This is a genomic window from Prosthecobacter sp. (assembly GCF_014879935.1).
Lineage (GTDB): Bacteria > Verrucomicrobiota > Verrucomicrobiia > Verrucomicrobiales > Verrucomicrobiaceae > Prosthecobacter.
Window position 1 is genome coordinate 12,862 of sequence record NZ_JACSRD010000165.1, and the last position, 13,729, is coordinate 26,590.

Sequence of the window (13,729 nt, forward strand, 5' to 3'; positions counted from 1 at the left end):
CACGCGGCGCTGTTCCGGCTCATGTCGGGCATGACTTTCACGATCGAAGCCTTCCACTTCCACGTCCTGCCGATGCGGACGCGGTTTCCGTTCAAGTATGGCATCGCCAGCATGAGCGCACTGCCGCATCTGTTTGTCACGGCGGATCTGGTGGTCGATGGGGAGCCTGTTCAGGGATTGGCGAGCGAAGGACTGCCGCCGAAGTGGTTCACGAAGGATCCGGACACCTTGTTCGAGGTGGATCTGGCTGAAATGCTGGCGGTGATCCAAAATGCCTCGCGCATCGGACGGCTGGCAGGTGAAAAGGGCACCAGCTTCTTTGCCTGGTGGAGGAATCTCTATGCCGAACAGGAAAGCTGGTCGCAGGTGCGGTCTGTTCCATCCTTGCTGGCAAATCTGGGCGTCAGCTTGATCGAGCGTTCCGTTCTCGACGGGCTGTGCAAGGCCTTGGGCCAGCCGCTGCATGCGGTGCTGCGAACCGATGCGTTGAAGATTGATCTCGGCAGTGTTCGTGAGGAACTGCGCGGCATGCGCATCACAGATGTGATTGCCGCCGAGCCGCTGTCACGTGTCCATGCGCGTCACACCATCGGCCTTGGCGATGCCTTGACGGCTGCGGATGGAAGTCTGGACGACGGACTGCCTTTCACGCTGGAGGAATCCATCCGCGCCTATGGCCTGCGTTACTTCAAGATCAAGGTCTGCGGCAAGCTGGACGCGGACCTGCCGCGCTTGCGAGACATCAGCCGCATTCTCACTTTGAACTGCCCTGACGGCTTCCACTCCACGCTGGATGGCAACGAGCAGTTCTACGATCTGGCGTCGTTCTGCGAATTCCATGAAGCCCTGCGGGCGGACCCGGCGCTGGAGCCGCTTTTCCGCAGCATTTTGCTCATTGAACAGCCGCTGCATCGCTCAAAGGCGCTCACTGAAGAGGTGCGGTCCGGCCCGGGCATGATCATCGACGAGAGCGATGGTTCCTTGAAGGATCTGCCGCTGGCCTTGGACCTCGGCTATCGCGGCACGAGCCACAAGAACTGCAAAGGCATCGTGAAGGGCCTCGCGAATGCCGCGTTGCTCAATAAGCGGGGCACCAGCATCCCCGGCGGGCCGATTTTGAGTGGCGAGGACCTGGCGGGGATGGGACCGGTGGCGATGCTGCAAGATTTGAGCATGGCAGCACTGCTCGGGATCACCCACCTGGAGCGAAACGGCCATCACTACTTCCGCGGGCTGAGCATGTATCCGCAGGAGATCCAGGAAGCTGCGTTGCAGGCGCATGCTGGCTTCTACCACCGGCATGCGGAGGGCTTCCCCACCCTCCGCATCGGCCAAGGGGTGCTGGACACAGGCACGCTCAACGCGGCTCCTTTTGGCTGCGGCATGGAGATCGATGCCAGCCGGTTCGAGCCTCTCAATGATTGGATCAAACGTGGCGGCATGAACGAACTGTGATGCGGATCACCGAAGCCGAGGAGAGCCCTCAGTGGTGGGCGCCCTCAGGATTCCGCTCGATCTCCGGACTGGCCCGGCGCTGCGGAGCTGCCCTGACCGAGCGGGGCGTGGGAGCGACGACCACGCCCGGAGCGCGCGTGGCACCGCCGGCGAGTTCCTCATCCGCCCGACCGGATGTCACACCCGTCGTCGTTCCGATGGAACGGCTGGTGCTTTCCTCCCGCTCGGCGGCAAAACTGCTCCCCTCCTCGCGGTCATCCATCGTCCCACGAAGATAGGCTGTGACCGTGCGGCCAAGATTCTGCCGGAGGTGCTCTGCCATGCGCGTTTCATCGCGAAGGATGGACTCGCAGGTGTCCACGATCTCCAGCATCTGCGCTTCCTTTGCCGCGGCGATCAAAGCCGTGTAACAGGCCACCTCAAAGTGCTCTGACGCATAGGCGGCGAGGAGGCACTTCACCTGCTCGACCTTGGCAAACATGACGCTGGCCCCCTTCATCCACTCCATGCCCTGGGCCATCATCGTTTTCAGAGTGGAGGTGTCATCCCCCAACTGGTGGAGGCAGTTCCGCACAGCCTCGGCATGAGCCTGGGTTTCGCCGAGATGGGCGTTGGCACGATCACGCGTGGTCATCGGCAGCTTGTCGTTGTCGATCTGCTTTTGAAGGGCCATTTCCATGGCTTTTTCCATGGCATAGGCATCGCGCAGCCAGTCGATCAGTTCTTCTTTGGTTTTCATGAGGAATGGAGGTGGTTGGTTGAAGAGGGTGAAAACAAATCGCTCAGTGAACAGGGCTTGAACGTCAGGCGGTGCCATGAAGCCCTTCTCGGGAATCATGGCACCACCTCGGTTCACGCAAACGATCCGTCGTGTCCTCACCGCGCGGGACGCTGCCGTCGCACCTCGACGCGAGGGGAACTGTGGAAGAGGTCCCGCAGGGTGCCTGTCATGGTGTCAGGACGAGCCTGGGCATTCTGCGCTGCGTTCACCTCGGTGTAGTAGGAGTCCGTGCGACCGTCCGAGAACATGAAGTGCGGCTGCTCCTTCAAACCGGCGAAGGTCTCATTGATCAGCAGGCCGTCGTGCCGGGCGTTGTAGCGCAAGGCTGACGGTTGAAGAACATGGCGGCCCGTGCCGCCCATGGCGAAGGTGTTGTCCACCACCTTCACGATCCGTCCGCCTGGCAGGTCCATCAGAAGGGTGCCCACCTTGCCCATGTAGCGGCCCTGCAGGTTGCGAATCTCCATCTTGTGAATCGTTTCGGTGGTGTGCACGAAACCCAGCGAGGGGCGGCCTTTCCTGTGCCCCGCATGAGAGAACCACGGATCAATGCCGAAATAGCGGCTCACCGCTGCCACGCGCTCCGGGCGTGAGGCGGTGGACACTTGCGACATGCGGATCTGTGGCGCGGCGATGAAGCGTGCCTTGCTGACGTTCAGCCGGGCGATCTCGGCGGTCGGACTGAAGGTCAGGGCCGTTGGAGGCACCGGGGTCACCCTGTCGCCACCATTCCAGAACCCTCCGCCAGAAGAGATCAAGACCTCGACCAACCGGGCATTTTCCATGTCGGCGGTGATGGCTTTGATCTCGCCAAGCCGCTCATTCTGTAAGTTCCAGACGTCCATGCCGATGATTTCGGTGAAGCGTGTCACCGGGCTGTAGATCTCGCCATTCGGCTGCGGTGTGCCGGCGGTGCCGCCGCCGTAGATCGTGACTCCGGGCATCTCGACACCGGACGTCGCCGCGTTTTGCGCGTGCAGACAGAAGCAGGAGGCAGCGAGGAGGCTGCCAATGAAGGTGGGGTTCAGTTTCATGGGGGGCTTGCAGTGGGGGGGTATCAGCGCACCCGCCGGACTTTGGCACCCACCCAATGGGAGCCTGGCCCGACGACCGCTTCGCATGAGAGTTCGCAGAGCGTGATCTCACGCGCTGTCAGTTCAGACTCCGGTCCGCAGGTCAGAGTTGAAGGGTGCCGCAGAATCAGACTTTCCCGGATGAACGGCTCAGCGTGCCGCAGAAGCCCCGAGATGACGCCTGTAAATATCTTCCAGGCGATCCAGCATGTGATCGAGGCTGTGATGTTGCTCAACCATGGCACGACCGGCCTGGATCATGCGCTTGGTGTCATCCGGATGGTCGATGGCTTCGGCAATACGTGCTGCGAGAGCGGTTGAATCTCCCGCAGCAGTAATGCGACCGGTTTTTCCTTCCTGGATGATCTCGGGAATGCCGCCGCAGTCACTGCCAACGACGGCAGTGCCGCAAGCGAGGGCCTGAAGGCCGATCTGCGGCACCCCCTCGTGCTTGATCGAGGGGATGCAGAGAACGTCGAGAGCGCGGAGGACGTTTGGAATGTCTTCGCGGTGTCCCGTGAAGACCACCTGCCCTTCCACGCCATGCTGGCGGGCGATTCCCGCGTAGTTTTCCACCGGCGCACCGCCACCGACGACGACAAACTGGAAATCGCGTCCGGCCGCGCGCAGGCGGCGGACTGCATCGAAGAAGACCGCGTGGCCTTTCCATGAGCGGAGCACCGAGACCATGCCGATCACAGGCGGTGCCCCGGGATCACAGTTCACCGGCAGTTCCGCTTCCGCCCCCTCGGGGTGGAAGCGGGACACATCAATGCCGGTGGGCAGAGTGGTGATGTGACCGCCAGAGAGATGGAAGATGCTCTGAAAATGATCGGTGATCTTCTGGCTCGTGGTCAGCACGTGATCCGCGAAGGTGGTGAACGCATGGCGGCTGACCCAGGCGTTCGGATAGCTGACATCGATGTGCCGGCTGCGGATGAGCAGCGGCGTGCGGGCCAGCCGCGCGGCGATGCCCAGGAGCCAGCCGTCGCGGGAGCTGTGGGTGTTGACGATCTGGATTCGCTCGCGCCGCAGCCACAGCGCCAGCCGGACGGCGTCAATCGGCAGCAACCGCCGATCAAAAGCGCATTCACGCCGGCCCATGCCAGCCTGCGTCGCCCGCTTCAGGATCTGGCTTTGCGGATGTGCGAGAACCCACACAGGGCAGCCCCGACGCTGAAAGCCCGACAACTCAGCCATCACACGATGCTCCTGCCCGCCCCAACCACGGGAGGCTTCGGAGTGCAGGATGCGCCAGCGGGCGCTCGAGTCGGGAGCAGGATCGGTTTGCACGCAGCCGTCTCTTGTCCGCACCGGGCTGGAAATAAAGCGGAAATCCCTCCGGGCTCAGGAAAATCAGTTTGCACCTGCCATCATCTCCCTTTTCATGCATCCTCGATTGTTTCATGAAAAAAGCGCTTATCACCGGTATCACAGGCCAGGACGGTTCATACCTGGCCGAATTGTTGCTAAAAAAAGGCTATGAGGTCCACGGTATCATCCGCCGTTCTTCGAGCTTCAACACCGGTCGTATCGATCACATCTACCAGGACCCACACGTGAACGGCGCCCGCCTGGTGCTGCATTACGGCGATCTGGCGGACGCGGTGCAGATGGTGAAGCTGCTTTACGACCTGAAGCCGGACGAAATCTACAACCTGGGCGCCCAATCACACGTGAAGGTGTCTTTTGACATCCCGGAATACACTGGAGACGTCGATGGGCTGGGTGCCCTCCGCATCCTGGAAGCGATTCGCGAGACGGGGCTCGACAAAAAGACACGTTTTTACCAGGCCTCGTCTTCCGAGATGTTCGGGAAGGTCCAGGAGGTTCCGCAAACCGAGAAGACGCCGTTCTGGCCGCGATCCCCTTATGGCTGTGCGAAGGTCTTCGCCTACTGGCTCACGGTGAACTATCGCGAGAGCTACGGCCTGCACGCGTCCAATGGCATTCTCTTCAACCACGAGAGCCCCCGCCGTGGCGAGACCTTCGTGACGCGCAAAATCACCCGTGCCGCCACCCGCATCAAAATGGGCCTGCAGGACAAGCTTTACCTGGGCAATCTGGACGCGAAGCGCGACTGGGGCTTCGCCGGCGAATACGTCGAAATGATGTGGCTCATGCTTCAGCAGGAGCAACCGGACGACTATGTGGTGGCGACGAACGAGACGCACAGCGTGCGCGAATTCTGCCAGGAGGCCTTCAGCCTCCTGGGACTGGACTGGGAAAAATACGTGGTGCACGACGCCCGCTACGAGCGCCCGGCCGAGGTCGATCTGCTCATCGGAAACCCGGAGAAGGCCCGCAAACAGCTCGGCTGGGAGCCGAAAGTGAAGTTCAAGGAACTGGTGAGAATCATGGTCGAAGCCGATCTGAAGCTTGCCGAACATGAAGCCAGGGTGAAACAGCTCTGAAGATGATGAAGCTGTACATTTCCGGTCACACAGGCATGGTGGGAAGCGCCCTGGTGCGGCGGTTTCAGCGGGAACCCGACGTCACTCTGGTGCTGCGCAGCCGCAAGGAGCTGGATCTCACCGACCAGGCCGCAGTGAAAGCATTCTACGCCGCTGAAAAACCCGACGCCGTGATCATTGCCGCCGGCAAGGTGGGCGGCATCCACGCCAACAACACCTATCCTGCCGAATTTCTCCACGAGAACCTCGCCATCGCCACCAACGGCATCCACGGAGCCTGGATCAACGGCGTCAAGCGCCTGCTGTTCCTCGGCAGTTCCTGCATCTATCCCAAGCTGGCACCGCAGCCGATGCGTGAAGACTGCCTGCTCTCCTCGGCCCTCGAACCAACCAACGAAGCCTACGCCATCGCCAAAGTCGCCGGCCTGAAGATGGCGGAGTACTACCGCAAGCAGTATGGCGTGGTATATCACTCCGCCATGCCGACGAACCTGTATGGCCCGGGCGACAACTACCACCCTCAGAACTCGCACGTGATGCCGGCGCTCATAAGGCGTTTCCACGAGGCCAAACAGGCCAGCCTGCCCGAGGTGACCGCGTGGGGCACAGGCAGCCCTCGGCGAGAATTCCTGCATGCCGACGATCTGGCAGACGCCTGCGCCTTCCTGATGAAGCTGGAGAACCCGCCCGACCTCGTGAACGTGGGCTGCGGCACCGATGTGACCATCCGTGAACTGGTTGAACTGGTGGCAGAAACCGTCGGTTACCAAGGCAAGATCGTCTGGGATGCCTCGAAGCCGGACGGCACGCCCCGCAAGCTGCTGGACACCTCGCGCATCAACAATCTCGGCTGGAAACCGCACATCTCGCTCAAGGACGGGCTCGTTCGGACTTATCAGTCGTTCCTGGAGGAACTGGCCGCAGGCAAACTGCGTGCCTAGCCCCGAGACCGGGCTCGCATCCTGCTCAGAAAGAACGGCGTTTCTTGGTTGCGCATGCCGAATGCAAAACCCAAAGTGACATTCTGCCCGACATGCCTCCCACGGACTCAAGCCTCAACATCACCCAGACCAAGTTTCTCCTCGGAACCGCAGAACGTGAGATGCTGACCGGCCATCATGGCCTTGTGGTGTGGATGACTGGACTTTCGGGAGCGGGCAAATCGAGCATCGCAGTCGGCCTGGACCATCATCTCAACCGCCAGCGCCATCTGTCCTACATCCTGGACGGCGACAACCTGCGCTCCGGCCTGTGCATGGACCTTTCCTTCAGCGAACAAGACCGCAGCGAGAACATCCGACGCGCGGGTGAAGTGGCCAAGCTCATGGCCGAGGCCGGGCTGATTGTCATCTGCGCCCTGATTTCGCCCTTTGCCATGGACCGCAAGAAAGTGCGGGAAAGCTGCGACAAGTCGGCAGTCCCCTTCATGGAGGTGTTCATCAACGCCCCTCTTGAGGTCTGCGAGCAGCGTGACCCCAAGAAACTCTATCAGCGCGCCCGCGCGGGCTCCATTCCGGGCTTCACCGGCATCGATTCGCCTTACGAGGCACCGGTGAATCCCGAGGTCGAACTGCGCACCGACCTGCACAGTCTCGATGACTGCATCCGTCATCTCGCGGCCAATATCACGAAACGCACGGCCTTGGAAGGCTGAATGTGAATCTGGCGCCTTTCTCCCCATTTCCCGCATGAGTCGCAAAGTTTGCATCGTCGTCACCGCCCGCCCCAGCTACTCCCGCATCCGCAGCACGATGCTCGCACTCCGAGATCTGCCTGGCGTGGAGCTTCAGGTGGTGCTGGCAGCCTCTTCGCTGCTCGACATCTACGGCAACGTGGCAGAGTTCATCCAAAAGGACGGCTTCACAGCCAACGCTCGCGTTTACAACGTGATCGACGGCCAGAGCCGCCTCACCTCGGCCAAGACGACCGGCCTTGGGATGATCGAGCTCGCCACGGTCTTCGATAATCTGCAGCCAGACATCGTGGTCACCATTGCGGACCGGTTTGAAACGATGTCCACCGCGGTGGCCGCAGCTTACATGCACATTCCACTGGCGCACATCCAGGGCGGCGAGATCACCGGCTCCATCGACGAGAAAGTGCGGCATTCGATCACCAAGCTGGCTGACACGCACTACGTCTCCACTGAGCAGGCACGAGATTACGTGATCCGCATGGGCGAACCGCCGGAGCGTGTGTTCAAGACCGGCTGCCCGTCGATCGACATCGCTGCCGATGTGCTCAACGCCCCAGACCTCTCCGCCGATATCTTCGAAAAGTACGGCGGCGTGGGTCACAAACTCGAGCTCTCCAGCGGTTTCATCGTGCTCATGCAGCACCCGGTGACAAACGAAGCCCCTGTGGCGCGGAAACAGATGGACGCCTCCCTCGAAGCCGCACGCCGCCTCAATCTGCCGGTTCTTTGCTTCTGGCCGAATCTGGATGCGGGTTCGGATGGCATCTCGCGCGCGATCCGTATTTTCCGCGAGAAGGGACTGGATGAGCACTTCCACTTCTTCAAGAACATCGCTGGCAATGACTTCCTGCGCCTGCTCATGAAATCGAGCTGCATCGTCGGCAACTCCAGCGTCGCCATCCGCGAATGCTCCTTCCTTGGCGTTCCGGCCGTGAACATCGGCACCCGCCAGCAAGGCCGTGAGCACGCGCCAAACGTGCTGCATGCAGGACATGATGCGGATGAAATTCTGGCCGCCATCTCGAAGCAGGTGGCTCACGGCCGTCATGAGACCTCACATCTCTACGGCGACGGACAATCGGGGCCGCGAATTGCAAAGCTGCTCTCCGAGGTCCCGCTCGAAACCGCGAAGAAACTGAATTACTGACAGCACACAGCCTCACAAACGGCTCAAGAGGCGCTCTCAACGGCCTTTCACTGACTTCCAGCACTCATCTCATGTATCCCTCCCCTCTCAGCCGTCCTGAGCGCATCAAAAATCTGGGTTATGACTTCGCCCGTCAGCCCAAGGAGCGAATCCGCCGCTGCAACCTCTCCGGAGCCAGCGACTTCATAACGATCACGCATGTGGACCGCTATGGCTACCCTGCCCGCGCTGATCTTTGCCGCACCTCAGGGCTGGTCTTCCTGAACCCTGTTATGACGCAGGACGCCTACACGGAGTTCTACAAGCACACCTACCGTCCGCTGGTCAGCGCCTTTCACAACCGCCTCATTGATGCCCGCACGATCCAGGATGAGCAGCGTGGCTACGCCGCCGAGGTGATCGAATTTGTCGCCCCTGAATTCCAGGGCAAGCCCATGCGCAACTTGCTCGACATTGGCGGCTCCACCGGAATTGTCGCAGCCGAGTTTGTGAAAGCCTTCGGCTGCAAGGCCACCGTGGTCGATCCAGCGCCCGACGAGCTCGTTTTTGCCGGCGAAATGGGAATGCAAGCAATCCCAGGCTTCATCGAAAATGTGAACCTGGAGAAAGGAGCGTACGACTTTGTGATGATCTGCCAGAGCATCGACCACCTCCTGGATGTCGATCTGGCCATCAAGCGCATGCGTGATGCCATGACGGATGATGGCGTGTTCTTCATCGACATCGTGGACTTCCGGGCGGCCTATCTGCGCAACCAACGCATCGAGGACGCGATCAAGATCGACCATCCCTACTATTTCACGCGCCAGACCATCGAAGCCTACCTGCGCAAGCATGGTCTCCGGGTCGAACGTGTGAATTTTGCCGCGGATCATCTGCATGTCGGCTTCCTGTGCCGCAAGTGCGAGCCGAAGGAAGATTTCCTCCCCGAAACTGCATGGATCGAGTCCTTCATCGACGAGGTCCGCCAGATCCAGAACGCTCCGCTGTCTCTGCGTCATGGCTAAGCCGCGAATCATCGGCCTCATCCCGGCCCGAGGCGGCTCCAAAGGCATTCCTGGCAAAAATCTGCGCTCGCTCGGCGGCAAGCCGCTGCTTCAACTCGCTCATGAAGCCGCCATGAACTCCGGGGTGGTCGAACGCGTCATCCTTTCGACCGATTCAGAGGAAATCGCCACCCTTGGACGCAAAGTCGGCATCGAAGTTCCCTTTCTCCGCCCTGCTGAATTCGCGCAGGATGACACGCCCATGATCGCGGTGCTCAAACACCTGATTGAGCATCTGCGTGCCAGTGGCGACGTGCCGGATGCGATCATGATCTTGCAACCCACGGCCCCTCTCCGCAGGGCCGAGCATCTGCGCAAGGCCGGTGAACTGCTGGTCCCCGAGGAAGTGGATTCAGTGGTGGGGGTCACTGAAATCCCGCAGCACTACGCGCCTCACTACGCAATGAAGGTCACGCCGGAAGGACGACTCACACACTACCTTCCAGACAGCGCCAGCATCAAACGCCGTCAGGATGTGCCCAAAGCGTATTCGCGGGATGGCACGGTTTACCTTTTCCGTCTCTCGACGCTTGAGAAGTACAACGACATCTATGGAGCCAATTGCATCCCGCTGGTGGTGCCTTCGGATGAAACGCTGAATCTCGACACGCCCGAGGACTGGGAGCAGGCGGAGCGGGTCTTTGCACGAACGGCGTCCCGCTGATCAGTCGAGAAACTGCCGCGCCCAGATTTCGAGATTGATCCACTGCCAGATGAAGAAGGAGTTCTGGTTGTCGCCAGCCAGGTAGCGATCATAACGCTCCTTCGCACGATCAGGGCAGATCCATCCACGTTGCCGGAAAGACGCGCTGCCGAGGATGTCTTCGACGAAGGGCCTCCACTCGTTCGCCAGCCACTCCCGCTGCGGGCTTTGCACGGTGCGTTTGGGTGCCTCGGCGACGGCTGGATCAATTTGCCGGCGCAACAATTCGCGCACCGGCGCCTTGGTGCCGCGCCGGTTCATCAAGATCTCCGGTGACAATGCCAGCCCCCATTCAACCAGTTCGTGGTCCATGAACGGAACACGCAGTTCCTTAGAGTACATCATCGAGATGCGGTCGTTGAAGCGGAGCGCTCGTGGAATCTTGGTGGCGAGGAGGTCGCTCATCGCCAGATCACGTGCCGAGTGGCCTGTGGATGGCGGGAGCGTTGGAGTTCGGATTTCCGCGTTCCGCAAGACACTGCCCATGGCTTCGGCGTGAAAAGGGATCGTGCCATCGATGGCCGCACCGCCGCCGACGCGGGCGTGGGCGAGGTGCTTTTCGATGCCGGCCCGCGGTTCCTGCCAGAATGCCATGTACTCAGACAAAGCGGCCTCATAGGCCGGTGTGCCCAGCTTCTGGGCGAGGTCGGCCAGGTGGTACTTTTTGTAGCCGAGGAAGATTTCATCGACGCCGTTGCCGTCCAGCAAGACCGTCACGCCAAGCGAACCCGCGCACTCATACAACGGAGCAAAGCCAATGACCGGAACACCCCCAAACGGCTCCGCCTGATGCCGTAACACGGATTCGAACCGTGCCAGGCAATCTTCCGCGTCCTGCATGATGTAATGACAATTCACGCCCGTGCCCTGCGTCGCACGCCTTACCCAATCTCGCTCGCTGTAAGGATCTGCGTAATCCTGGGTGAAACCATGGATCTCCGGATGAAACCGGGTGACGTAATGGATGAGCGTGGACGAATCGACTCCGCCAGAGACGTTCACCCCGACAGGCACATCACTGATCAAGTGACGTTTGACCACAGCCGCCAGCAGATGGTCCAGTTCTTCGAGGATGTCTTCTTCTTTGCACGCAGTGCGACCCGCAGCCTTGGCTGCGACGTCATACCAGCGGACGATCTTCACTGCCGCGGGATCATCGAGACTCACCCGCATGCAGCAGCCTGCCTCAAGGCGGATCACCCCTTCAAAGAAGGTGGGCGTGCCGATCTCGTAGGTGCCGGTGGCCAGGAAGGTCTTGATCGTGTTCAAGTCAGGCGAACGTCGGCCCAGCATCGCAAGCAACGGCGGAATCTCGCTGGCAAACAGCCACTGGCCGTCTCGGGACGCGTGGTAGAATGGTTTGATGCCAAAACGATCACGTGCCGCGAACATGGCCCGCTCGGCACGATCATAAATGGCGAAGGCGAACATGCCATTGAGGTGATCCAGCATCTTGTCCCCCATCGCGGCGAACAGTTCGACCAGCACCTCCGTGTCGCCGTCGGTGCGCCATTCATGCCCGGGCAGCAGCGCTCTCAGCTCACGATAGTTGAACACTTCCCCGTTGAAAACGATCAGGTAGCGGCCGCAGGCGGATGCCATGGGCTGGTTGGCACGATCATTGAGGTCCAGAATCTTCAGACGCTTGTGGCCGAGCACGCAGCGTGAGCCTTCCAAGGATTCGAGCCGCCACGCATCAGGACCGCGGTGATTCATCAGATCAAGGGCACGACGGCAGAGGTCTTGATCGAAAAGTTTTTGCAGGCTCAGCCCGCCAAGAATGCCACACATGCTCGTTTACGGTGAAAGTGCGTGAGACTGGCGGCAAAGCAACGCATCCGCAAGATCAAAGCCGATGAGAGCCACCTCCCTGACGGCTTGCATGGGCATCAAACAACGCTACCAGTCGCCTTTTCCACGGCCCACCGATCTCCCGACTTGGACCCCAAGCTTTCATCGCCACCCATCGACCAGACGCCGGGCCTCAGCGCCCGTATTTTTCATGCCAACGTCCTGGAAGCTGGAAAAAAGGCGGTCCTCTTCCCTGTCGAGACCATCAGTCGTGAACTGGACTTCAAGCTGGTGCTCGCGGGCTTCTGCGTCACGCCGGAAAACCAAATCTTCCTGGGCAACCACACCGACATCTATGAGCTGGGCAAAAAACTCAACCACGGCCTCTACGTCGGCAAAAACGTGCTCAACGTCTCACCGACTCGGCTGCGGGTCTGCTACGACGATCTGAAGAAGAACCATTTCCGTGTCATCTACCTCGACGAGGAAGGTGCGATCTTCGCGGGCGGCCCTGAGGACTGGAAACAGGACATGATCCGCAAATTCGACCCGCGCTGGCTCAATGCGGAGGATCATGCGTGCTCCTGGGGCACCTTTCAGGACCAGCTCTATCACGATCTGAAGCCAGCCTGCGAAAACAACATCGTGATGACCGGCCATCCCCGGTTCAGCCTGTGCCACGAGCGCTTCCTGCCGTTGTATCAGAAGGAGATCGACGAACTCAAACAACAGCACGGCAGATTCATCCTCGTCAGCACCAACTTCACCCGTGGCAATTTCGGCGCGGGCGCCGACTACTTCTTCAAACGCTACCACGTGACGCCTGATTCGCCGCTTCGGGCCCCGCTGGTGGAGGAATTTGCCTACCATCATCAAAAGCTCGGCCTTTTCATTCGGCTGGTCAGCCGCCTCAGCGACTCCTTCCCACAACACAAGATCATCCTGCGTCCGCATCCGAGCGAGAGCCATGCGATCTATCAGGCGATCCTGCAGCACATTCCGCGGGCTGAGATTCACGTGCATGGCTCTCTCACCGCCTGGCTGCGTGCCGCCGATGCGCTGATTCATTGCGGGTGCACCACGGGCATCGAAGGCTGGCTCTCCGGCACCTACGTCGTCAATTACCAACCGCTGCATGCGGATGCTTTTGAACGCAGAGTGCCGAATCTCGTCGGTGAACGTTGTGAAACTGAAAACGAGGTCGTTTCACGGCTTCAGCAAGCCCTCGCTTCCCAGCATCCTCCCCGCACGATTCTGGCACCCGAGGCACTGGCTCTGATCAAGAGCCTGATCGACAACGTTGAGCAGTCCACCGAGAGCTTCGGGAAGCTCGCAGCCCTTGTGCAGTCGGTTGAAAAGGAACTGCCGCCGGCCACGGCTCTTGGCTCTCTCAGCCCGTTCTCGCGACGTGGAGCCAAGGAGAAAGTGAAGACGTTTGTCCGTTCGCACTACCCGCGCTTCATCAAGCCGTGGAAGCCGCGCAGTTCCTACCGCTTCCAGCGTTTCCCCGGCCTCGATCCGGCAGCAATCGACTCGAAACTTACTTTTGTGAGCGAACTCACAGGCCGCCGTCTCGTGGCGAAATATTGGAGTTCCAAGTTGATGAGCGTCACCTGCGGGTAA

General features: G+C 60.4%; 12 protein-coding genes. 8 read left to right on the forward strand and 4 right to left on the reverse strand.

All coding sequences use genetic code 11. The features are described 5' to 3' along the window. Positions 1-30: 30 nt before the first annotated feature. The gene (locus IAE77_RS16430; RefSeq protein ID WP_294228541.1) at positions 31-1,455 is read left to right on the forward strand and encodes a hypothetical protein; all 1,425 of its coding nucleotides are present in this window, start codon (positions 31-33) and stop codon (positions 1,453-1,455) included. 28 nt (positions 1,456-1,483) lie between these two features. On the opposite strand, the gene IAE77_RS16435 is transcribed toward IAE77_RS16430, so the two are convergent. From IAE77_RS16435 to IAE77_RS16445, 3 genes are all read right to left on the reverse strand, one after another. After that, positions 1,484-2,194, reverse strand: coding sequence for a DUF892 family protein (locus IAE77_RS16435; protein WP_294228543.1), 711 nt, complete (start codon positions 2,192-2,194; stop codon positions 1,484-1,486). 137 nt (positions 2,195-2,331) lie between these two features. Then, positions 2,332-3,270: a PRC-barrel domain-containing protein gene (locus tag IAE77_RS16440; protein WP_294228545.1), complete on the reverse strand. Its 939-nt coding sequence runs from the start codon at positions 3,268-3,270 to the stop codon at positions 2,332-2,334. Between the two features lie 189 nt (positions 3,271-3,459). Continuing rightward, positions 3,460-4,602: a glycosyltransferase family 4 protein gene (locus tag IAE77_RS16445; RefSeq protein ID WP_294228547.1), complete on the reverse strand. Its 1,143-nt coding sequence runs from the start codon at positions 4,600-4,602 to the stop codon at positions 3,460-3,462. Positions 4,603-4,715: 113 nt separating this feature from the next. Here IAE77_RS16445 and gmd point away from each other — a divergent pair, with 113 nt between their 5' ends. The 6 genes from gmd to IAE77_RS16475 all read left to right on the forward strand — a co-directional run bounded on the left by gmd (position 4,716) and on the right by IAE77_RS16475 (position 10,276). Beyond that, the gene (gene gmd / locus IAE77_RS16450) at positions 4,716-5,723 is read left to right on the forward strand and encodes a GDP-mannose 4,6-dehydratase (protein ID WP_294228550.1); all 1,008 of its coding nucleotides are present in this window, start codon (positions 4,716-4,718) and stop codon (positions 5,721-5,723) included. Between the two features lie 5 nt (positions 5,724-5,728). After that, positions 5,729-6,664, forward strand: a complete 936-nt coding sequence (locus IAE77_RS16455) for a GDP-L-fucose synthase (protein ID WP_345780990.1) — start codon at positions 5,729-5,731, stop codon at positions 6,662-6,664. 92 nt (positions 6,665-6,756) lie between these two features. Then, a complete protein-coding gene (gene cysC, locus IAE77_RS16460) occupies positions 6,757-7,377 on the forward strand; it encodes an adenylyl-sulfate kinase (RefSeq protein ID WP_294228553.1) in 621 nt (206 codons plus the stop codon). Between the two features lie 34 nt (positions 7,378-7,411). Beyond that, a complete protein-coding gene (neuC, locus tag IAE77_RS16465; protein WP_294228557.1) occupies positions 7,412-8,566 on the forward strand; it encodes a UDP-N-acetylglucosamine 2-epimerase in 1,155 nt (384 codons plus the stop codon). Positions 8,567-8,637: 71 nt separating this feature from the next. Beyond that, entirely contained in the window at positions 8,638-9,573 is a 936-nt protein-coding gene (locus tag IAE77_RS16470; RefSeq protein WP_294228560.1) for a class I SAM-dependent methyltransferase, read from the forward strand. Next, positions 9,566-10,276, forward strand: a complete 711-nt coding sequence (locus IAE77_RS16475; protein ID WP_294228562.1) for an acylneuraminate cytidylyltransferase family protein — start codon at positions 9,566-9,568, stop codon at positions 10,274-10,276. The genes IAE77_RS16470 and IAE77_RS16475 overlap by 8 nt, the downstream gene beginning before the upstream one ends. Here the strand turns inward: IAE77_RS16475 and asnB are convergent, their stop codons facing one another. Next, positions 10,277-12,106 (reverse strand): asparagine synthase (glutamine-hydrolyzing), encoded by a 1,830-nt coding sequence (asnB, locus tag IAE77_RS16480; RefSeq protein WP_294228564.1) that lies wholly within the window; start codon positions 12,104-12,106, stop codon positions 10,277-10,279. It lies immediately after the preceding gene. 147 nt (positions 12,107-12,253) lie between these two features. Between asnB and IAE77_RS16485 the strand changes: the two genes are divergently transcribed. Continuing rightward, positions 12,254-13,729, forward strand: coding sequence for a surface carbohydrate biosynthesis protein (locus IAE77_RS16485; protein ID WP_294228567.1), 1,476 nt, complete (start codon positions 12,254-12,256; stop codon positions 13,727-13,729).

Excerpts from the sequence above, each read along its gene's own strand:
- IAE77_RS16435 (WP_294228543.1), bottom strand. The coding sequence starts at position 2,194 with ATGAAAACCAAAGAAGAACTGATCGACTGGCTGCGCGATGCCTATGCC.
- asnB (WP_294228564.1), bottom strand. The coding sequence starts at position 12,106 with ATGTGTGGCATTCTTGGCGGGCTGAGCCTGCAAAAACTTTTCGATCAA.
- IAE77_RS16430 (WP_294228541.1), top strand. The coding sequence starts at position 31 with ATGACTTTCACGATCGAAGCCTTCCACTTCCACGTCCTGCCGATGCGG.
- IAE77_RS16440 (WP_294228545.1), bottom strand. The coding sequence starts at position 3,270 with ATGAAACTGAACCCCACCTTCATTGGCAGCCTCCTCGCTGCCTCCTGC.
- neuC (WP_294228557.1), top strand. The coding sequence starts at position 7,412 with ATGAGTCGCAAAGTTTGCATCGTCGTCACCGCCCGCCCCAGCTACTCC.
- IAE77_RS16470 (WP_294228560.1), top strand. The coding sequence starts at position 8,638 with ATGTATCCCTCCCCTCTCAGCCGTCCTGAGCGCATCAAAAATCTGGGT.
- IAE77_RS16455 (WP_345780990.1), top strand. The coding sequence starts at position 5,729 with ATGAAGCTGTACATTTCCGGTCACACAGGCATGGTGGGAAGCGCCCTG.
- IAE77_RS16475 (WP_294228562.1), top strand. The coding sequence starts at position 9,566 with ATGGCTAAGCCGCGAATCATCGGCCTCATCCCGGCCCGAGGCGGCTCC.
- gmd (WP_294228550.1), top strand. The coding sequence starts at position 4,716 with ATGAAAAAAGCGCTTATCACCGGTATCACAGGCCAGGACGGTTCATAC.
- cysC (WP_294228553.1), top strand. The coding sequence starts at position 6,757 with ATGCCTCCCACGGACTCAAGCCTCAACATCACCCAGACCAAGTTTCTC.